Source organism: Glutamicibacter endophyticus, from assembly GCF_048457885.1.
Classification (GTDB): Bacteria; Actinomycetota; Actinomycetes; order Actinomycetales; family Micrococcaceae; genus Glutamicibacter; species Glutamicibacter endophyticus.
In genome coordinates this window covers 2,460,419-2,480,554 of record NZ_CP174200.1, presented here as the reverse complement: position 1 = coordinate 2,480,554, position 20,136 = coordinate 2,460,419, and the positions used below count along the sequence as shown (strand labels likewise).

19 protein-coding genes are annotated in these 20,136 nt (G+C 59.4%); all 19 read left to right on the top strand.

Annotated elements, in window-relative coordinates:
- Window positions 1–418: 418 nt before the first annotated feature.
- Window positions 419–793 (top strand): 30S ribosomal protein S12, encoded by a 375-nt coding sequence (rpsL, locus tag ACJD00_RS11540; RefSeq protein WP_309406191.1) that lies wholly within the window; start codon window positions 419–421, stop codon window positions 791–793.
- Window positions 793–1,263 (top strand): 30S ribosomal protein S7, encoded by a 471-nt coding sequence (gene rpsG, locus ACJD00_RS11535; protein WP_047119684.1) that lies wholly within the window; start codon window positions 793–795, stop codon window positions 1,261–1,263. The genes rpsL and rpsG overlap by 1 nt, the downstream gene beginning before the upstream one ends.
- A gap of 75 nt (window positions 1,264–1,338) precedes the next feature.
- Window positions 1,339–3,453, top strand: a complete 2,115-nt coding sequence (gene fusA, locus ACJD00_RS11530) for an elongation factor G (protein WP_418907102.1) — start codon at window positions 1,339–1,341, stop codon at window positions 3,451–3,453.
- Between the two features lie 242 nt (window positions 3,454–3,695).
- Window positions 3,696–4,886, top strand: coding sequence for an elongation factor Tu (tuf, locus tag ACJD00_RS11525; protein WP_309406197.1), 1,191 nt, complete (start codon window positions 3,696–3,698; stop codon window positions 4,884–4,886).
- Window positions 4,887–5,066: 180 nt separating this feature from the next.
- On the top strand, window positions 5,067–8,963 hold the full coding sequence (locus ACJD00_RS11520) for a hypothetical protein (RefSeq protein WP_418907101.1): 3,897 nt from the start codon (window positions 5,067–5,069) through the stop codon (window positions 8,961–8,963).
- Window positions 8,964–9,357: 394 nt separating this feature from the next.
- Window positions 9,358–9,666 (top strand): 30S ribosomal protein S10, encoded by a 309-nt coding sequence (gene rpsJ / locus ACJD00_RS11515; RefSeq protein WP_013349689.1) that lies wholly within the window; start codon window positions 9,358–9,360, stop codon window positions 9,664–9,666.
- Window positions 9,667–9,685: 19 nt separating this feature from the next.
- Window positions 9,686–10,336: a 50S ribosomal protein L3 gene (rplC, locus tag ACJD00_RS11510; protein WP_309406209.1), complete on the top strand. Its 651-nt coding sequence runs from the start codon at window positions 9,686–9,688 to the stop codon at window positions 10,334–10,336.
- A 4-nt stretch (window positions 10,337–10,340) separates the two neighbouring features.
- On the top strand, window positions 10,341–10,943 hold the full coding sequence (rplD, locus tag ACJD00_RS11505; protein WP_309406211.1) for a 50S ribosomal protein L4: 603 nt from the start codon (window positions 10,341–10,343) through the stop codon (window positions 10,941–10,943).
- Complete coding sequence (gene rplW, locus ACJD00_RS11500) at window positions 10,940–11,242, top strand: 50S ribosomal protein L23 (protein ID WP_309406213.1); 303 nt, start codon at window positions 10,940–10,942, stop codon at window positions 11,240–11,242. Before rplD ends, rplW begins: the two co-directional genes overlap by 4 nt.
- 32 nt (window positions 11,243–11,274) lie before the next feature.
- Window positions 11,275–12,114 (top strand): 50S ribosomal protein L2, encoded by an 840-nt coding sequence (rplB, locus tag ACJD00_RS11495; protein ID WP_309406215.1) that lies wholly within the window; start codon window positions 11,275–11,277, stop codon window positions 12,112–12,114.
- Window positions 12,115–12,126: 12 nt separating this feature from the next.
- On the top strand, window positions 12,127–12,408 hold the full coding sequence (gene rpsS, locus ACJD00_RS11490) for a 30S ribosomal protein S19 (RefSeq protein ID WP_309406217.1): 282 nt from the start codon (window positions 12,127–12,129) through the stop codon (window positions 12,406–12,408).
- A gap of 58 nt (window positions 12,409–12,466) precedes the next feature.
- Window positions 12,467–12,832: a 50S ribosomal protein L22 gene (gene rplV, locus ACJD00_RS11485; RefSeq protein WP_309406218.1), complete on the top strand. Its 366-nt coding sequence runs from the start codon at window positions 12,467–12,469 to the stop codon at window positions 12,830–12,832.
- Window positions 12,833–13,621 (top strand): 30S ribosomal protein S3, encoded by a 789-nt coding sequence (rpsC, locus tag ACJD00_RS11480; RefSeq protein WP_309406219.1) that lies wholly within the window; start codon window positions 12,833–12,835, stop codon window positions 13,619–13,621.
- Entirely contained in the window at window positions 13,622–14,038 is a 417-nt protein-coding gene (gene rplP / locus ACJD00_RS11475) for a 50S ribosomal protein L16 (protein WP_309406220.1), read from the top strand. It abuts the gene before it with no gap.
- A 2-nt stretch (window positions 14,039–14,040) separates the two neighbouring features.
- Entirely contained in the window at window positions 14,041–14,301 is a 261-nt protein-coding gene (gene rpmC, locus ACJD00_RS11470) for a 50S ribosomal protein L29 (protein ID WP_309406221.1), read from the top strand.
- Window positions 14,301–14,588 (top strand): 30S ribosomal protein S17, encoded by a 288-nt coding sequence (rpsQ, locus tag ACJD00_RS11465; protein WP_058254898.1) that lies wholly within the window; start codon window positions 14,301–14,303, stop codon window positions 14,586–14,588. The genes rpmC and rpsQ overlap by 1 nt, the downstream gene beginning before the upstream one ends.
- Before the next feature lie 1,984 nt (window positions 14,589–16,572).
- Window positions 16,573–17,289, top strand: coding sequence for a hypothetical protein (locus ACJD00_RS11460; RefSeq protein WP_418907100.1), 717 nt, complete (start codon window positions 16,573–16,575; stop codon window positions 17,287–17,289).
- A gap of 474 nt (window positions 17,290–17,763) precedes the next feature.
- On the top strand, window positions 17,764–18,222 hold the full coding sequence (locus ACJD00_RS11455; RefSeq protein WP_418907099.1) for a helix-turn-helix domain-containing protein: 459 nt from the start codon (window positions 17,764–17,766) through the stop codon (window positions 18,220–18,222).
- Between the two features lie 1,542 nt (window positions 18,223–19,764).
- A complete protein-coding gene (rplN, locus tag ACJD00_RS11450; protein WP_418907098.1) occupies window positions 19,765–20,136 on the top strand; it encodes a 50S ribosomal protein L14 in 372 nt (123 codons plus the stop codon).

Below are 20,136 nucleotides of genomic sequence, written 5' to 3'. Positions count from 1 at the left end.
ACCTTAGGGTGCGGCGGGGCCCGCCCCGTTAACCGGAACATCGAAGAAAACTAGGCGATTCATCATTAGGTGAAGAAACTACTAGTGACCCTGCGACAGCCAGGTATTTGGCCATCGCTCACCGGCGGCTTACCGGTTGTTTACCCACGGGTCCTACGGTGGAGATCACAGTGGTAATCCCGGAGAGATTCGGGGATCGGGCGTTCCGCGTGATACGCTAAGGTCAATTGTTTTATGTGTGGCAAAATGGACGCAGTCCGGGTTGCGGGGTCGTTGCGCAACGAATGCCACACTTTCGCACGCCTAGAACTTTTTGTTTTTAGCTCGCGATAAAACGAGCAGTTAGCTCCACGCGCTCACGAATTCGTTGGTGGGTGAGTGGTGCCGAAGAACTTTAGCAATATGGAAGGACACGAAAGTGCCTACTATTCAGCAGTTGGTCCGTAAGGGCCGCGCGCCTAAGGTCAATAAGACCAAGGCACCTGCCCTTAAGGGCAACCCAATGCGTCGTGGCGTGTGCACCCGTGTGTACACCACCACCCCGAAGAAGCCGAACTCCGCGCTGCGTAAGGTTGCCCGTGTGCGCCTGGCCGGTGGCATGGAAGTTACCGCCTACATCCCAGGTGTCGGCCACAACCTGCAGGAACACTCCATCGTGCTGGTGCGCGGTGGTCGTGTGAAGGACTTGCCGGGTGTCCGCTACAAGATTGTTCGTGGTGCTCTGGATACTCAGGGTGTTAAGGATCGCAAGCAGGCTCGTTCCCGCTACGGTGCAAAGAAGGGTGGCAAGTAATGCCTCGTAAGGGTCCGGCGCCGAAGCGCCCACTGGTTTCCGATCCGGTTTATGATTCCCCGTTGGTCACCCAGCTGATCAACAAGGTTCTCGTGGACGGCAAGAAGTCCACCGCCGAGCGCATCGTTTACGGTGCACTTGAAGGTGCTGCTGCCAAGTCCGGTACCGATGCGGTTTCGACCTTGAAGAAGGCCATGGACAACATCCGTCCGGCCCTTGAGGTTCGTTCCCGCCGCGTTGGTGGCGCAACCTACCAGGTTCCTGTCGAGGTCAAGCCGGGCCGTGCAACCGCACTGGCTCTGCGCTGGCTCGTTGGGTACTCCAAGGCTCGCCGCGAGAAGACCATGATCGAGCGTCTGATGAACGAGATTCTGGATGCCTCGAACGGTCTGGGTGCCGCTGTGAAGCGTCGCGAAGACACTCACAAGATGGCCGAGTCCAACAAGGCCTTCGCTCACTACCGCTGGTAAGAACCGCCTGAGTAGATCGGCGGTACTTTATTGGTACCGCCGATCGACTCAAGCCTCACCTCAAAGGGAGACAACGTGGCACAGGACGTGCTGACCGACCTGAATAAGGTCCGCAACATTGGCATCATGGCTCACATCGATGCCGGTAAGACCACTACTACTGAGCGCATCCTGTTCTACACGGGTGTGAACCACAAGCTCGGTGAGACCCACGATGGTGCGTCGACCACCGACTGGATGGAACAGGAAAAGGAACGCGGTATTACCATTACCTCCGCGGCCGTTACCTGCTTCTGGAACAAGAACCAGATCAACATCATCGACACCCCGGGCCACGTTGACTTCACCGTTGAGGTGGAGCGTTCGCTGCGCGTGCTCGATGGCGCCGTTGCCGTCTTCGACGGTAAGGAAGGCGTCGAGCCTCAGTCTGAGACCGTGTGGCGTCAGGCTGACAAGTACAACGTTCCGCGCATCTGCTTCGTCAACAAGATGGACAAGCTGGGCGCTGACTTCTACTTCACCGTAGACACCATCATCAACCGCCTGGGTGCCAAGCCGCTGGTTATGCAGCTGCCGATCGGCTCCGAGAGCGACTTCGTCGGTGTCATCGACCTGCTGAGCATGAAGGCTCTGGTTTGGGAAGGCGACGCCAAGGGCGACGTGTCCCTGGGTGCTGCCTACGAGACCAAGGAAATCCCGGCCGAGCTTCAGGAGCGTGCCGAGGAATACCGCGCCAAGCTCATCGAAGATGTGGCCGAGGCTTCCGAGGAACTCATGGAGAAGTACCTCGAAGGCGAAGAGCTGACCATCGACGAGATCAAGGCCGGCATCCGTAAGCTGACCGTGAACTCGGAAGCCTACCCGGTCTTCTGTGGTTCGGCCTTCAAGAACCGCGGCGTGCAGCCAATGCTCGACGCCGTGATCGACTACCTGCCGACCCCGCTGGACGTGGGCGCCATGATCGGTCACGACCCGAAGGACGAAGAGGTCGAGCTGACCCGCGAGCCGAGCAAGGAAGCACCGTTCTCGGCGCTGGCCTTCAAGATCGCCGCTCACCCATTCTTCGGCCAGCTGAACTTCATTCGCGTGTACTCCGGTCGCGTCGAAGCCGGTGCACAGCTGCTGAACTCCACCAAGGGTAAGAAGGAGCGCGTCGGAAAGCTCTTCCAGATGCACTCCAACAAGGAGAACCCGGTGGAAGAGATCGTTGCCGGTCACATCTACGCCGTGATCGGTCTGAAGGACACCACCACCGGTGACACCCTCTGCGATCCGGCCAACCCGATCGTTCTCGAGTCGATGACCTTCCCGGATCCGGTGATCTTCGTGGCCATCGAACCGAAGACCAAGGGCGACCAGGAGAAGCTCTCCACCGCTATTCAGAAGCTTTCGGCGGAGGACCCGACCTTCACCGTGTCGCTGAACGAAGAGACCGGCCAGACCGAAATCGGCGGTATGGGCGAGCTGCACCTGGACATTCTGGTGGACCGCATGAAGCGCGAATTCCGCGTGGAAGCAAACGTTGGTAAGCCGCAGGTTGCGTACCGCGAAACCATCAAGAAGGCCGTCGAGAAGGTCGACTACACCCACAAGAAGCAGACCGGTGGTTCCGGTCAGTTCGCAAAGGTGCAGGTTTCCTTCGAACCTCTCGAGGTTGTCGACGGTGTTACCTACGAATTCAAGAACGCCGTGACCGGTGGTCGCGTGCCTCGCGAATACATCCCATCGGTGGACGCCGGTATCCAGGACGCCATGCAGTTCGGTATCCTCGCCGGCTACCCGATGGTGGGCGTCAAGGCTACCCTCATCGACGGTGCCTACCACGACGTTGACTCCTCCGAAATGGCGTTCAAGATCGCCGGCTCGCAGGTCTTCAAGGAAGGCGCACGCCGCGCCAACCCGGTTCTGCTCGAACCGCTGATGGCCGTTGAGGTTCGTACTCCGGAAGAGTACATGGGCGACGTGATTGGTGACCTGAACTCGCGCCGTGGTGCGATTCAGGAAATGTCCGACGCCGCCGGCGTGAAGGTCGTCAAGGCCAACGTGCCGCTGTCCGAAATGTTCGGCTACATCGGTGACCTGCGTTCGCGCACCCAGGGTCGCGCGGTGTACTCGATGACCTTCTCCAGCTACGCTGAGGTTCCGAAGGCCGTCGCCGACGAGATCGTGCAGAAGGCCCGCGGCGAGTAATCGCCTCGGCAACAAACTTGGCCGTGACCCCACGCTAGTGGGGAAGTGGCCGATCGCGAGGCCGGCCCAAAGCCATTGAGGTCGGCCTCGCAAACGGCCAACGAGGGATTCTCATCACATGCGACTCCCGCAGAGGACCGAAATTTCCATATTTATCCATGCCCCCAGTAGACTTGTTCCAGTTTCGTTTGCGAACCGCGCAGACGAAGGAAGTCTTCTGTAAACGTTTCTAGGAGGAACCTGTGGCAAAGGCAAAGTTCGAGCGGACTAAGCCGCACGTCAACATCGGCACCATCGGTCACGTTGACCACGGTAAGACCACGTTGACCGCTGCCATTTCCAAGGTGCTTGCTGACAAGTACCCGGATATCAACGAGCAGCGCGACTTCGCAAACATCGACTCGGCTCCGGAAGAGCGCCAGCGCGGTATTACCATCAACATCGCGCACATCGAGTACCAGACCGAGAAGCGTCACTACGCTCACGTCGATGCCCCGGGTCACGCTGACTACGTCAAGAACATGATCACCGGTGCTGCTCAGATGGACGGTGCAATCCTCGTGGTTGCCGCCACCGACGGCCCGATGGCTCAGACCCGCGAGCACGTGCTGCTGGCTCGCCAGGTTGGCGTGCCGACCCTGATGGTCGCACTGAACAAGTCCGACATGGTCGAGGACGAAGAGCTGCTCGAGCTGGTGGAGATGGAAGTTCGCGAACTTCTGTCCTCGCAGGAGTTCGACGGTGACAACGCTCCGGTTATCCGCGTTTCGGGCCTGAAGGCTCTGGAAGGCGATCCGCAGTGGGTCAAGGCCGTTGAGGACCTGATGGAAGCCGTTGACGAGTACATCCCGGATCCGGTTCGCGATCGCGACAAGCCGTTCCTGATGCCGATCGAGGACGTCTTCACCATCACCGGTCGCGGTACCGTGGTGACCGGCCGCGCCGAGCGTGGTACCCTCGCCATCAACTCCGAGGTCGAGATCGTTGGCATCCGCCCGATCCAGAAGACCACCGTTACCGGTATCGAGATGTTCCACAAGCAGCTCGACGAAGCATGGGCAGGCGAGAACTGTGGTCTGCTGCTTCGCGGTCTGAAGCGCGACGATGTCGAGCGTGGCCAGGTTGTTGTTGCACCGGGTTCGATCACCCCGCACACCGACTTCGAGGCCAACGTCTACATCCTGTCGAAGGACGAAGGCGGACGTCACAACCCGTTCTACTCGAACTACCGTCCGCAGTTCTACTTCCGCACCACCGACGTCACCGGCGTTATCACCCTGCCGGAAGGCACCGAAATGGTCATGCCGGGTGACAACACCGAGATGACCGTCGAGCTGATCCAGCCGATCGCAATGGAAGAGGGCCTCGGCTTCGCTATCCGTGAGGGTGGCCGCACCGTGGGTTCGGGTCGCGTTACCAAGATCATCAAGTAGTTTCTGCTTGAACTGATCTAGGTCGCACCTAGTTCCAAAGTCGCCCCCGCTCATCCCCAGTGGATGAACGGGGGCGATTTTTATTGCCCAAAAGTCCGCCTGAACTGGCAGTTAAGTCGAGGTAGTGGTCTAATTGAACGGATCGGTGCCGCCGACGGATAGCGAATTGGGGAGAGATAGATGCTTCTGACACTGCTAGGTGCGCTCGTGCTCCTCATCCCGGCCCTCGCACTGGGCTTTTGGCTTGGCCGCCTCGGCCGTGAACGCGTCCTACGTGATCAGCGGGCCAAGCTCTGGCAGGAAGGCTACGATGCAGCGGTCAACTATCGCGAGCAGCAACGCGATTCCGCTCAGGAGCACGACGCCGCTTCCGTTGCCAATTCCACGCCGCCCAGCCCAGCACCGTGGCCCGAGCCGCCTCCGGCTCAAAGGCCGGAGCGCGACCGAATCTTTGACACGACGGCACGCCCGCCACAGCCACCTACTCCGGTAGCACCGCCCGCCCCGGTAGCGCAGCCCTGGCGACCTGCGACAACGCAGGGCACACCGGTTGGCACCGGCAACCTGCCGCCAGCGCCCCCGGCCGACGCACCGAAGCGTCCGGCCCGAGTGCTCAGCCCCCGTGAACGCGAACTGCGTAATATCAACATCACGCTCTACGTGGCCGCATTGCTCATCGTCGCCGCCGGCGCCGGGTTCCTCACCTTCGCGCTGCCGCCACTGGCCAAGGTTGTTCTGCTGGGTCTCATTGCCGTCGGCTTCTATCTGGCGGGGCTGATCACCCACGCGCGGAAACGCGCATTGCGCCCGGCTGCCGCCGCCTTCGCCGGGACGGGGCTGGCCCTGCTCCCGCTGTGTGCCTGGGCCACCTATTCTTCACTGGGCGCCGATGGCTCCCTGACCTGGTTCGCCTATTCTTTGGTCTCCACGTTGGCCTTCGGCTACGCGACCGTGCGGCTCAATTCCAAGATCCTGGCCTGGTTGGCGGTGGCGATCCTCATCTCCACGGCCATGGCCTCGGCCTCGGTGCTGCAGCAATCCATCATGAGCTATCTGCTCGCGCTGCTGGTGCTCTCCGGGATCTTCCTGTTCTTGCTCCTGCGTCAGCCGCGGATTGCTCAGACCATATTCGCCGAGCCGATCCGGCAGACCGGACGCGTGCTGCCGTTGATCACCGCACTACTGGCCTTCCTGCTGTTCGGGAGTTTAGGCAGTGGCCGTCTCTTTTGGATCTTCGCGCTCATCGGTGCACACACCGCGCTTCGGTTGGCGCTGGAAACCACGCATCAATGGCTGAAACTCATCGGCGCACGGCTGGCGCTGACCGCCGCTGCGCTCTTCGGAATGGACTACCTAGGCGCCGAGTTCTCCTGGATCATGAGCGTGGCCGCATTGCTCATCGCCGGGCAGGCAGCCGCGGTCGCGGCGTTCGCACCGGGCTACCGCTCGCGATTTGGCGTCAGCTTCGGCAGGTATCGAGCCGAGCGAGCTGCCAGCTGGGCGCTGACACTGATCTGCGTGGGTTTGGTGTTGCTTGGTGACACCACCGCCGCCCAATCACCGTGGTTCTATCTGCTGGTGATCCCGGCGCTGCTCGTGATGACCCTTCCGGCGCTACGTCAGCGTGCGCTGGTGGAAATGATCGCGGTGCCGCTGCTTGCGCTCTGCTCCAACGCGGGCTCTCAGTACTATCCATGGCTTCCATTGCCCGCCCTACTGGTGGCTCTGCTCGTTCTCGGCTTTGCGGGCCGACACGCCCTGCCGGTCAGGGGCGAATGGCTGGGACACCTGTGCTGGCTACTGGTGTTGAACATGCTGGCGCTGCTGGGTTATCTGGCGCAGTGGCTCAGCGTCGGCGAGGGCACCGAAACCACGGCGCTAGGTGTCAGCCTAGGGCTGGGCCTCGGCTTCCTCGGTACCCTGATCTGGTTGAGCTACGCCGGTCGACTATTGACTCATGACGCACAGTCCGAAGCGCACCATGTGGCACGCAATCTCGCCAGTCTCTTGGGGTTGGTTTTGGTCCTCGCGGTACTCCGTGCATTGGCCGACGAAGGCTCGGACCGGCTCGGCTTTCTGGCGCTCGGCGCCGGATGGTGTCTGGTGTTCCTGGCGCTGGCCGGGCTCGGCGTGGTGATCCGGCTGGCTGCCGTGCAGGCGCGGACGCGCCCCGGTTCGTTATCGCACCTGGCAGCGCTGGCCACCGGTGTGCTGATCTTCTTCGGATCCTTCCTCGATGATTACTGGTGGCTCGCCCCGGTCATCGCCGCCGCCAATCTGGTGTACTACGCGGTGGTGGAGCGCCGGCAAGAACTGGGCTGGCTACGCGTGCTGCTTGTCGTGTTGGGGCAGGTCCAGCTTTCGCTGGCATCTTGGTGGACCGTCTACCAACTCGAGATCGATATCCACGGGCAGTTGGCCATCGTGGCGAGTACGGTGATGGTGCCGCAGACCGCACGGTTGATCGTGCATTGGCGGCAACGTACCGCGTTGCGGGTCGAGCATGGTCTGATCGCCGCGCTCTTGCCGGTGCTACTCCTGCTGACTCTTGGCATCTACCTATCCGGTGCGCTGACCGCCGACCGTGGCACCACCATGCTGCTGGCGCTATATCTCGTGGCGCATGCGCTGGTCTGCGCCAAGGCGTTTTCCGGAATGCCACGCGTTGCCTTGCATCATGTGGCAATCCCGCTCGGCATGGTGCTACTCCTAGCGGCCCCGGCCATGAACTTCTCGACTTCTCTTGGCTGGCTCCGCACCAGCTGGTACGGCCCGGCGCTGGCCTGCGCGCTCTTGGTCGCCTTGGCGTGGGCCGCGATCCTCGTCGAATGGTTGACGAGGAATCGCTTCGAGTTTGTCCCGGCGATCGTCACCGGGCTCGTGGTGCCGCTGAGCATCAGCGTGCTGTGGACGGAAGGCTACGGATGGGTCGCGGCGGCTTTGGGGACCTTGGCTTGCTACCTAGCCTTGCTGGTGCACACCCGCCGTCTACCGCTTGGCGCCCTGCTGGCGACCATGCTGGTGCCCAGCGCACTGTACTCGGCGATTCTGGCCTTCCGCCGCGGACCGAGTAGCGGTATCGGCTTCACCTGGGATTCCTTCTGGACCATGATTATCGCCGCGCTGCTCCTGTTTGTGGCCGCGTTGCTTCATGGCCGCTACGGCGAGGAGCCGGGACGCTACCGCTTCGGTCGCCCGACCAGTAGCGCCGAGGCGGTCGGCGCCGCCGGACGCTTCTATGCGGCCGGGATGCTTCTGGCGCTCTTTGTCGCTGGCCTCGACGCACACCTGCGCCAAGCGGAACTCTGGGCGGTGCTGCTCGGAATCGTGCTCATGGCGGGAGCCGGGCTCCTTGTCCGACTGTATGAGGTACCGGCACGCTTTGCCCGGGGCGCAACCGATTTCTATCTGATCTATTTGGGCGCGTTGGCGCTTTCGGGGTACGACCGATTGGTGCGCACGCCCACCCCGAGCGCGGCACTGTTCTACTTCGCCATGCTCGCAGCCTTGATCGTGCTGCGTCACCTGATCGGGCGCCGGGCGGTGCTCGCGAAGCGGTGGGGGATCGCCACCCTGATCCTCAACAGCATGGCCCTACTCAGCGCGTTGATCGACGGGGCGGTCGTCGTACAGGTCTTGGTGCTCACCCTCTACGCCGTGGGCCTGGCTCTCGGGCTCGTACTCTCCGACAAGCTCTACCTCTGGTTCTCCGCGGTAGGTATCACGCTGTCGGTGATGTGGTTCCTGCGTTACCTGGCGGTGCTGTGGCTTGTGGTGATCGGTGCGGGCCTGATCGTGTTGGCGATCCGCAGCCTGCAACGCACCGAAGGGCGCGGACGCCCGGAGCAGGGGAGCACGCCGCCGGCGCAATCGATGCCACCGCAGCCCATGGCGCCGATGCCACCTAATCAGGGTGCGACGCCCATGGCCCCGCCGGCGCCTCATGCGCCACGTCAACCGTGGCGTCCTCCGGGACGAGGCATCCAGCCGACCCAGCCGCCGCAGGCCCCGCCACCGAATTCCGCTGCGCCGCAGCCGCCTCGGCCACCGCATCCACCGGAGAACGAGCAAGGCTGAGGCGAAGATCACTGGCCCCGGATGCGCCCAATGATTTGCGCGTTCGGGGCCGACCTGTCAGACTGGATAAGTTGCTTGTTTGCAACTCGATCCCCGTGACGGGGTAATCGATACGATTCCGACGACCGGGATCGGCTCTCACTCAGGATAATGCCTGGGGTTCGGGACCGATACAACTGCTTGGATGAACAGACCAACGAGGGCATGAGAATTGCCAGGGTTTGTTGCGACTGAAATATTCGCGACACGCCCGACCGCGTGGGTCGGAGCCACCTGCGGGTGAGGAACCCGGATTTATCCGGATTCAGTCGCAGCGTAAGGCGTGCCGGTTCCTTGAGGGAACCCGTAGGGCACAGTAACTGTAGAGAGTGCTATCAGAAAGAGGCATGACGCCATGGCGGGACAGAAAATCCGCATCCGGCTGAAGTCGTATGACCACGAGGTCATTGACGTTTCTGCCCGGAAGATCGTTGAGACGGTCACGCGCGCAGGCGCAACCGTAGTCGGCCCAGTGCCGCTGCCGACGGAAAAGAACGTGTACTGCGTTATCCGTTCGCCCCACAAGTACAAGGACAGCCGTGAGCACTTCGAAATGCGCACGCACAAGCGTCTGATCGACATCGTCGATCCGACCCCGAAGGCCGTTGACTCGCTGATGCGTCTCGACTTGCCAGCGGACGTCAACATCGAAATCAAGCTCTAGGGGAGGTGCTGAGAAAACTATGACCGCAACCCGTAAAGTTCAGGGCCTGCTGGGCACGAAGCTCGGCATGACCCAGGTTTGGGACGAAAACAACAACCTGATCCCGGTCACCGTCGTGCAGGCTGACAGCAACGTTGTCACCAAGCTCATCAATGAAGAGCGCGATGGCTACACCGCAGTTCAGATCGGCTACGGCCAGATCGACCCACGCAAGGTCACCAAGCCGCTGGCTGGTCACTTTGAAGCTGCCGGCGTGACCCCACGTCGTCACCTGGTCGAACTGCGCACCGATGATGCCGCAGAGTACACCGCCGGCCAGGAGCTGTCCGTCGAGCTGTTCACCGCCGGCCAGAAGGTCGACGTCGTGGGTACCTCGAAGGGTAAGGGCTTCGCTGGTGTTATGAAGCGCCACAACTTCAAGGGCGTCTCCGCTTCTCACGGTGCTCACAAGAACCACCGCAAGCCAGGTTCCATCGGCGGCGCAACCACCCCAGGTCGCGTTTTCCGTGGTCAGCGCATGGCCGGTCGCATGGGTGCAGAGCGTGTTACCACGCAGAACCTGACCGTTCACGCCATTGACGCTGAGAAGAACCTCCTGCTGATCAAGGGTGCCGTTCCAGGCGCTCGCGGTCGCGTCGTGCTCGTACGCACCGCTGTGAAGGGAGCATAAGCTAATGACTAAGGCACTTAACGTCGAACTGCCCGCAGAGATCTTCGACGTACAGACCAACGTTCCGCTGCTGCACCAGGTAGTTGTCGCACAGCTGGCCGCCGCACGTCAGGGCACTCACAAGACCAAGACTCGCGCCGAGGTTTCCGGTGCAGGTCGTAAGCCGTTCAAGCAGAAGGGTACCGGCCGCGCCCGTCAGGGTTCGATCCGTGCTCCGCACATGACCGGCGGTGGCATTGTCCACGGTCCGACCCCGCGCGACTACTCGCAGCGCACCCCGAAGAAGATGAAGGCCGCCGCTCTGCGTGGCGCCCTGTCGGATCGCGCCCGCTTCGGTCGCGTCCACGTCATCGAGAACGTGGTGGACGGCGAGACTCCGTCGACCAAGGGCGCGCTTGCTACCCTGCGTTCGCTGACCGAGCGTAAGAACCTGCTGGTCGTTATCGACCGCGCCAACGATGTGGCAGCACTCTCCGTGCGCAACCTCGCAGACGTGCACGTTCTCTACGTTGACCAGCTGAACACCTACGATGTTCTGGTTTCGGACGACGTGGTCTTCACCAAGGCCGCCTTCGATGCCCTGGTTCAGAAGGAGGAAGCCAAGTGAGCGTCTTCTCTAAGGCACCGCACGACGTGGTCATCGCACCCGTCGTTTCGGAAAAGAGCTACGGTCTGATCGACGAAGGTAAGTACACCTTCGAGGTCGCACCGGGTTCCAACAAGACGGAAATCAAGTACGCCGTTGAAAGCATTTTCAACGTCAAGGTTGACTCCGTAAACACCATCAACCGAGCCGGTAAGCGCAAGCGCACCCGCTTCGGGTGGGGGCAGCGCAAGAACACCAAGCGCGCCATCATCACCCTGAAGGAAGGCTCGATTGACATCTTCGGCGGTCCGCTTTCCTAAGCGGAGACCACTTTAACGAGGAATTAGAATAAATGGGAATTCGTAAGTACAAGCCGACTACCCCGGGCCTGCGTGGCTCGTCGGTAGCCGACTTCGCAGAAGTTACCCGGTCGACCCCGGAAAAGTCGCTGGTTCGCCCGCTGACCAAGTCCGGCGGCCGTAACAACTCCGGTAAGATCACCACCCGTCACAAGGGTGGCGGACACAAGCGCGCCTACCGTCTGATCGACTTCCGTCGTCACGACAAGGACGGCGTGCCGGCAAAGGTCGCTCACATCGAGTACGACCCGAACCGTACCGCCCGTATCGCGCTGCTCCACTACGTGGACGGCACCAAGCGTTACATCATCGCACCGAACAAGCTGAGCCAGGGCGACACCGTCGAGGCCGGTCCGAACGCGGATATCAAGCCAGGCAACAACTTGCCGCTGCGCAACATCCCGGTCGGTACCGTGATCCACGCTGTTGAGCTGCGTCCGGGCGGCGGCGCCAAGATGGCCCGCTCCGCTGGCGCATCGATCCAGCTGGTGGCCCGTGAAGGTCGCTTCGCCCAGCTGCGTCTGCCTTCGGGTGAAATCCGCAACGTTGACGTGCGCTGCCGCGCAACCGTCGGCGAGGTGGGTAACGCCGAGCAGATCAACATCAACTGGGGTAAGGCCGGCCGTATGCGCTGGAAGGGCGTTCGCCCGACCGTGCGTGGTGTGGCCATGAACCCGATCGATCACCCACACGGTGGTGGTGAAGGTAAGACCTCCGGTGGTCGCCACCCGGTCAACCCTAACGGTAAGCGTGAAGGACGTACTCGCCGTCCGAACAAGGAAAGCGACAAGCTTATTGTGCGTCGCCGTCGTACCGGCAAGAACAAGCGATAGGAGCCTGGAAACATGCCACGCAGCCTGAAGAAAGGCCCCTTCGTCGATCAGCACCTGTACCTGAAGGTGCAGGCTGAGAACGAAAAGGGCACCAAGAACGTCATCAAGACGTGGTCCCGCCGTTCGATGATTGTCCCGGACATGCTGGGACACACCATCGCCGTGCACGACGGACGTAAGCACATCCCGGTGTTTGTCACCGAAGCGATGGTTGGACACAAGCTCGGTGAGTTTGCTCCGACCCGCACGTTCCGTAGCCACGTGAAGGACGACAAGAAGGGTAAGCGCCGCTAGGCCCCGCGAGGGACCTAGAGGAGCTTGCACTTCTTCGATAGACGAGAGAAGGAAAGCAATGGAAGCCAAGGCTATTGCGCGTCACATCCGCGTAACGCCTATGAAGGCCCGGCGCGTCGTCAACCTTGTTCGTGGCTTGCAGACGAACGAGGCATTGGCAGTACTGAAGTTTGCCCCTCAGGCAGCTTCGGAGCCAGTGTACAAGGTTGTCGCATCGGCAGTGGCTAACGCCCGTGCCGCCGCGGACCGCGCAGGTGAAGCATTCAATGAGGACGAGCTGTACATCAGCGAGGCGTTTGTTGACGAGGGTCCGACCATGAAGCGGTTCCAGCCGCGCGCTCAGGGTCGTGCCTACCAGATCAAGAAGCGCACCAGCCACATCACCGTGGTTGTTTCAACCCCGGAGAAGGGTGGGGAGAAGTAAATGGGACAGAAGGTAAACCCGAACGGATTCCGTCTCGGCATCACCACTGACCACGTTTCGCACTGGTTCGCCGATGGCAACAAGCCGGGTCAGCGCTACAAGGATTACGTGAAGGAAGACGTAAAGATCCGCGAGCTGCTGTCCACTGGTATGGATCGCGCCGGTATCGCCCGCGTCGAGATCGAGCGCACCCGTGACCGCGTGCGTGTGGACATCCACACCGCCCGCCCGGGTATCGTTATCGGTCGCCGTGGCGCCGAAGCTGACCGCATCCGCGGTGAGCTGGAGAAGCTGACCGCTAAGCAGGTTCAGCTGAACATCCTCGAGGTCAAGAACCCTGACATGGAGGCCATGCTGGTCGCCCAGGGCATCGCCGAGCAGCTCGCTTCGCGTGTGGCATTCCGCCGCGCAATGAAGAAGGCTATGCAGTCGGCCATGCGCGCTGGTGCCAAGGGCATCCGTGTTCAGTGCTCCGGCCGTCTGGGTGGCGCTGAAATGTCGCGTAAGGAGTTCTACCGCGAGGGTCGCGTGCCGCTGCACACCCTGCGTGCGAACATCGACTTCGGCAAGTTCGAAGCCAAGACCACCTTCGGCCGCATCGGCGTGAAGGTTTGGATCTACAAGGGCGACGTAACCGCTAAGGAACTGGCTGCTCAGCAGGCCGCTGCCGCTCCGGCACGCGGTGGCCGTGGTGGCGACCGTCCGCGCGGTGGCGAGCGCCGTCGTCGTAACGACCGCAACAAGGGTGCCGCTGTGGCAGCTCCTGCCGCGGAAGGAGGAGAGGCTTAAATGCTTATCCCACGTCGAGTGAAGTTCCGTAAGCAGCACCACCCGAAGCGTTCGGGCGCTGCCAAGGGCGGAACCACCGTTGCATTCGGTGAATACGGTATTCAGGCGCTGACTCCGGCCTACGTGACCAACCGTCAGATCGAAGCCGCTCGTATCGCCATGACCCGTCACATCAAGCGTGGCGGTAAGGTGTGGATCAACATCTACCCTGACCGTCCGTTGACCAAGAAGCCTGCCGAAACCCGTATGGGTTCCGGTAAGGGTTCGCCGGAATGGTGGGTCGCTAACGTCAAGCCGGGGCGCGTCATGTTCGAGCTCTCCGGTGTCAGTGAAGAGGTAGCACGCGAGGCCCTGCGCCTTGCAATCCACAAGCTGCCGATGAAGGCACGCATCGTGCGTCGTGAGGGTGGTGAATAGGGATGGCTATCGGTTCGAAGGACCTAAGCATGGAGTCTCTGGACGGCTTCGATAACGCTCGTCTGAACGAGGAGCTGAAGAAGGCCAAGGCTGAACTGTTCAACCTCCGTTTCCAGTCGGCCACCGGTCAGCTCGAGACCCACGGCAACCTGAAGAAGATCAAGCGCGACATCGCACGCATCTACACCGTGCTGCGTGAACGCGAGTTGGGCATTCGCCAGGATGTTGTTGTGCCGGCTGAAGAGACCAAGGAAGCCAAGTAATGAGCGAGAAGGAGAACGGTGTGGACAACGCAACCGAGCGTAACTACCGCAAGACCCTCCGTGGTTACGTGGTTTCTGACAAGATGCAGAAGACCATCGTTGTCGATGTTGAGGACCGTGTGAAGCACGCCCTCTACGGCAAGGTTATGCGTCGTAACAAGAACGTGAAGGCTCACGACGAGAACAACGAAGCCGGCATCGGTGACTTGGTTGTAATCGCCGAGACCCGTCCGCTGTCTGCTGACAAGCGTTGGCGTCTGGTGGAGATCGTCGAGAAGGCTAAGTAGCCAACTCGTGATTCCACGGATCATGTGATTGCAAAATCGCCCCGAACTTCCAATGGAAGTTCGGGGCGATTTTTGTTGCTCCACCGGTATTTGAAGCGGGCGCGGCATATTGTAGGCAGGCCAAAATTGAACGATCGACGGTCAGCATATCCGCCCAAAGCCAGACGGAAATACCTACCCGACATCGCCGGTTTGGTCGCCATAGGCCTCATGGTATCCGTCTCGCATGACAGCGACCGGGTTGCGCTACGTGGCATACGACGAGGGGCACTTTGATCGAAACGTTGTCGATCAAATGCAGGTAAGTCACGGTCCCGAGAACTAGGGCAACTTGCCATCCAGCCTGCAGATCTACGCCTAAGGCAGAACACATGCGCACTCACGTGTGAGTATGGCCGTGACCCTCAGCGACTATGCCGGTGCATGGTCCGGTCGCTTCCATGCGGATGCGAGCCACCGGGGTAACTGGGCCCTGGCCCGAGACTCATTTTGACTGCAACGGACGAACAACTTACGGACTCGATCGTCGCCTCGTAGGACCCCTTGCTACGAGTGGGATCAATATACGATATTACGGCTGAAACCGGCGAACCTTCATGTGTGGCAAGAGTAAGCCAACCTTGATGTCCGTGTCCCAATTTCGCCGAGGGATGTAATCGCACGTGATGACTGGGGCGTCGCTATGAGAGTGGTCGCCACGCTAGTACTATCAGGGGGCGCTGGCCGATAGCATCAGCCAACCATGCAGAAGGGGCATCTGTATCATACAAGGTCTTTGGTGGGCCTCAGCGTTGTCCCGGATGGATACTCGTGATGCACTTGAGGATGTTCATTCGCGGCCTGTGCCAATAGGTCAACAACCTATAGGTTCGCTTGTGTTGGATGTACCTCCTGAAGAGGGCACGAAGTTCAATCTTGTACGTCGACTTGTCAACAGGCGTTCGTCTGTAGGTGGCAGGGCTATTGCGCTCCATAGCCGACCGCCTGAAGGTGGGAACAGGAATACTGGACGCAAACCGAGCGGCTGCGATCTTGAACTTGCGGTTGAAGTGGCTTCCGGACTTTGGGTTGATTTTGCGTTGCAGGCTAAGAAGTTTGTGCCGCATTCTGGTATTTACCGCGGATGGTCCCTTACACAGAACTCCAACTTGATTCAATGGGCGACTTCGAATGGTAATCGCACATCGGGCATGTTGTTGTAGAACACGGCGACACCTCCTTTCGCAAGTCCAGGATCAATCACAAAAGTTCTCGGCGCATGCTGAACGCAACCTAAAGGTGTCACGGAACGAAGTGGCCCGGTGCGAAAGCTCAGGAATGGAGTCTTCCAGATCAGCGAACTCCAATGGCTGTAAGTTTGGTACTGGATCAAACTTCTATGCTGGGAGTAGCTAACCCTGCCCCGGAACAACTTGCAGAAGTAGCTTTTCTTTTGAGTGCATCTTTTGCCCACGGGCGCCTCTTGTAGCGACAAAGGCTCCGTCTTGTGCGCTCGGACTTCTTGAATCGCGGATTGTCGAGTCTTCGAGCGACGTTCGGGAACGTGATGAAGGTGGCTCTCCTGAAGACTCCTCGGTGGCGGCGTACTCCGTTGTGCTTAGCCAAGGTGATCAAAAGGCAACAGACGATTAGGAACCTACAACCCAGATTGACCAAGACCGTACTTTCGTGGTGAAAGTCCTTCGATTCGGAGCCGGAATCGTCCGCCAGGGCAACTGCGACATCGTCGTACGGTGTGGGGCGAATATTCGGGTATTTGTTTATCAACGATGACCACAGGTCAGTCTGTTTCAGTCCGTGGTCGAATTTGGTTGTATCAGTCTAGTTTCTGGGATTCCAAACGTGCCGGTTTCCGCTGCGGGTGCCGGTGCACTCGTGTTGTTGAGCTGTGGGTTCTGAGACGGCTCTGATTAGCTCTTTACACGTGTAGTTAGTGACCGTTTCTCTCTGATGCTTCGGGAATCGAGGCGATTATCCTTGATACATGGAGTTAAATACAGTCGCATCAATTGTTGCTGCTGTGGGTGCGGGCGCTGCCGCCATTGCGGCACTGGTCGCCTTAGTGCCTGCGCTGCGTTCTGCGCGTGCGTCTGAAAATCAGTCCGCAATTCAACGCGAGATTATGGAACAGAATGCTCAGCCTTACGTTTGGGCTGACATTCAGCCAGACAACCAGCAAGGCACGATGTTGCATTTGGTCGTGGGAAATTCTGGTCCCACTATGGCACGCAATGTTCGAGTTTTCATTGACCCTCCCATTCCTGAGCACCCTGATTACTCAGGCAAGACGATCATCGCCCAAAAGAGAGCGCATGACGGCATCCTGTCATTGGCTCCGGGGCGAACGATCCGTTGGTCACTCGGAAGAGGGTTTGATCTTCTCAAGGAGGAAGAGGACAGAACCACATACCGCATTCGCGTGAAAGCTGATGGACCTTTCGAGAAGACGAATATAGTCGAATTCGAGATTCGACCAAGTGACTGGCGCGAGGCACGAGATGCACCGGAAGGAAACCTGCACTTCGTGCGTAAGGCGATCGAAGACCTTACGCATGAGTCAAAGCAACTTAGAGAAGTGTTTCGGGGGAAAGACGTCGTTGCCTTGATCAACGAAGATATTGATGAATCCTCGTTGTCTGATTCAATTACTCAACATCGTCAAGCGACACGGCCGACGTCTGACGAATCGGAAAATTCGTAGGAAGATTATTCTGGAGTCGACACTATTCCAAAGCGTCATTACCCCGGACCTCTATCATGCATAAGTTGTTGGATCACAAAACGTGCGCACGGCCTGACAGTTTAGTCGCGAGAATACTGGCCACGTGTGGTGTCGTGACCAGGCGTGCGGTCTCTGAGTAATGGTTTTGGTTATCGGGCAGTATCCGCTGGCCGTCAGCGTGCAATTTCTATGAACGTTAGTGGGCAGTACCTAATACCTCTCGGCAAGATTAAAACGTTGGCGTAGCTTGTTCACGTCATTGGTTAACGCAGGCGCGTCTACGTGTAGTAACGAGCACGTTCGGAGAGCGGGCTGGGCGACGTGAAAATGGCCGGTTGTGGATGCACGTACAGAGAACTGATGCTTCAATGCCTGCGAAAAACCGAGACTTAGCATGATAACTTTGGTTATACTTTGGTATGCGAAGTTGGGCTCTTTGCTGAGGAGAGTATTATGAGCCATCCACTGGAACGTCCGTATCGCGATGACTTGCGTGCACAGCTGAGGCGAGCCCGGCAGCGTGTGGAGGTTGATGTGCTGGACTACAAGCGCACGCTGAAGGCTGCGGCGGAGTGCATGACTCAGCGGGAGATGGCTCAGGTGCTGGGCATGTCGCAACCAGCTGTGGCGAAGGCGTTGCAGCGTGCACAGGAAGTTCCAGCTGTCGTGGGGGAGTTCAACTCCGCAGGCCCTTATGAGATATGCCAGCGGTATGCGGCTGGGTTTACCGAACGTGCGGAATTGGTGCGCCAGTTAATTGACTGGCCATATAAGCCGACCCCTTGGGCGAACGAGTACGGCGAGTATGAGGAGAGCCTCGACGGAACTTGGGAAGAAGTAGCTGATGCACTGAGACATGACCTGATTGACAATGCGATCTACGATGAAGTGCTGAAGAATACGGTCGTTTAGCCGGGGTCTGATCATGAATCGGATGTAGCCGGTGCTAAGCCGGTTCGCATCTGGGGCTAATTCAGTGTCGCAATAATTCATGCGGTGAGCAGGGAGAGTCTCCCAGGCTACTGTGATGATGTGGGGTGGCAACAGGGGAGGGGTGAAGTCGACCACGTCCCTGTCTGTGGTATAAGTGTCAGTCGCTTCAGGTGGCTTTGTGTCTTGCGGTAACTCTCAAGCATCAGTGGATGCTGGACGACTTAACGCATGCTGATAATCGCGAAAGGGACTCGGTCGTTTCAGTGCTGCATCGTGGCAGGAATGACGATCCGCACCACGAAGCTTGAATCTTGCAACACAACGTGTGTCGCCATCTTCTGGTGGGCACTTCGCCCCTGCGGGTGCGGCGAGGAGTTACAGGAGCAGCCAGACCGACGATGGCTGTCGCCGCGAGTAGTGTGAGTACGAGACCCGTACGAATAGTTATACGTGACATGGCACCAGAGAACTGCTCTCCTATTGGGCTCACACTATGGCAAATTATTGAGTCTGCACAATCGTCCCAAGAGTTAAGTCGATAGCGGGTGGGGATACCTGCGCTCAGGTTCACCTGCCGGTGGGTGACCATGCGCGTTGCCACGTGGGGTCCACCGCAAACGTCTTCCGTGCACGCGAGATACTTCTGCTTCGTGTTGGCGAGCACATCGCGGCAAGCGAATTGCTACTGATCACCAGTCGCTTCGCGCCCCATTTTCCGGACGAGTTTGCCTAAACGTCGACATTGCTGCTCCGTCCCTTACCCGGTCTTTCTGGCACTATGAAGGCAACCGCATTCCGTTGATTGCCGAATCTGTCCATGATCTGGCATGCCGATCAACTGTTCGGGCTGCGATTGATTGGCGCAACCTTCCAAGGGGCTATTTCTGCAGGCGGCAGGACAGCATGCTGTCGCGAGTGCCAAAGCGATGGAGATCATGGGGACAGCTGTCCCATTTATCCTCGCGCTACCCGTGGCCGTGGTCGTTTACAAGGGAAGTGCTATGCAAGCTGAGAGGTCAGTGCTATTGCGTCAAACCGGGTCCTGAATCTTTGGTTGGTAGGGGCGGTTAAGAATCATCTGGTGGGGACTCGGGACCATGTGCATGACTGTGGAAACTAGAGGGAAAAGATTATTGCGCCGTGCGCCAATGATTGGCTTGGGTGACTGGTTGCCCTGATGGCGAACGGCACGAGTGAGATTCGGTCGCAGACACGAAACTGTGACGAATCACGCGTTCGGCGGCACTACCACACCATTTCGGAAACCACCGAATCTAGGCTAGACTTAAGGTTCTGTGCGCATTGTCTCCGGGGACTATCCACCTCCGATTCGATGCAGCGTCACCGAGACACCGTTTCGGCAACGCAGCACGGCTTCGATATTTTACGCCTCGGCCCTGCCGCCAATTGGGATCAGCATTCGGTGCGCCCGCGTCGGTGGGGGTAAGCGATCGTATCGGAGGGACCATATCCGTTCCGCAAGGCTCCCTAGGAGAACCAGCGAGACGACAGGAGTAATAAGTGATTCAGCAGGAGTCGCGACTCAAGGTTGCCGATAACACCGGTGCTAAGGAAATCCTTACCATTCGTGTTCTCGGTGGCTCGAAGCGTCGCTACGCAGGCATTGGCGACACTATTGTCGCTACCGTCAAGGATGCAATTCCGGGCGGCAACGTAAAGAAGGGCGACGTCGTCAAGGCTGTCGTCGTTCGCACCAAGAAGGAAGTTCGTCGCGCAGACGGTTCCTACATCAAGTTCGACGAGAACGCCGCAGTGATCCTCAAGGGTGACGCTGGCGATCCTCGTGGTACTCGTATCTTCGGCCCAGTGGGTCGTGAACTGCGCGACAAGCGGTTCATGAAGATCGTTTCCCTGGCTCCGGAGGTGCTGTAA

Bases quoted from the DNA above. Each gene is read 5' to 3' on its own strand.
- rpsJ (WP_013349689.1), top strand. From the start codon at position 9,358: ATGGCGGGACAGAAAATCCGCATCCGGCTGAAGTCGTATGACCACGAG.
- rplD (WP_309406211.1), top strand. From the start codon at position 10,341: ATGACTAAGGCACTTAACGTCGAACTGCCCGCAGAGATCTTCGACGTA.
- rpsS (WP_309406217.1), top strand. From the start codon at position 12,127: ATGCCACGCAGCCTGAAGAAAGGCCCCTTCGTCGATCAGCACCTGTAC.
- rpsG (WP_047119684.1), top strand. From the start codon at position 793: ATGCCTCGTAAGGGTCCGGCGCCGAAGCGCCCACTGGTTTCCGATCCG.
- rplP (WP_309406220.1), top strand. From the start codon at position 13,622: ATGCTTATCCCACGTCGAGTGAAGTTCCGTAAGCAGCACCACCCGAAG.
- ACJD00_RS11455 (WP_418907099.1), top strand. From the start codon at position 17,764: ATGAGCCATCCACTGGAACGTCCGTATCGCGATGACTTGCGTGCACAG.
- ACJD00_RS11520 (WP_418907101.1), top strand. From the start codon at position 5,067: ATGCTTCTGACACTGCTAGGTGCGCTCGTGCTCCTCATCCCGGCCCTC.
- ACJD00_RS11460 (WP_418907100.1), top strand. From the start codon at position 16,573: ATGGAGTTAAATACAGTCGCATCAATTGTTGCTGCTGTGGGTGCGGGC.
- rpsC (WP_309406219.1), top strand. From the start codon at position 12,833: ATGGGACAGAAGGTAAACCCGAACGGATTCCGTCTCGGCATCACCACT.
- rpmC (WP_309406221.1), top strand. From the start codon at position 14,041: ATGGCTATCGGTTCGAAGGACCTAAGCATGGAGTCTCTGGACGGCTTC.
- rplB (WP_309406215.1), top strand. From the start codon at position 11,275: ATGGGAATTCGTAAGTACAAGCCGACTACCCCGGGCCTGCGTGGCTCG.
- rpsQ (WP_058254898.1), top strand. From the start codon at position 14,301: ATGAGCGAGAAGGAGAACGGTGTGGACAACGCAACCGAGCGTAACTAC.
- rplC (WP_309406209.1), top strand. From the start codon at position 9,686: ATGACCGCAACCCGTAAAGTTCAGGGCCTGCTGGGCACGAAGCTCGGC.
- rplV (WP_309406218.1), top strand. From the start codon at position 12,467: ATGGAAGCCAAGGCTATTGCGCGTCACATCCGCGTAACGCCTATGAAG.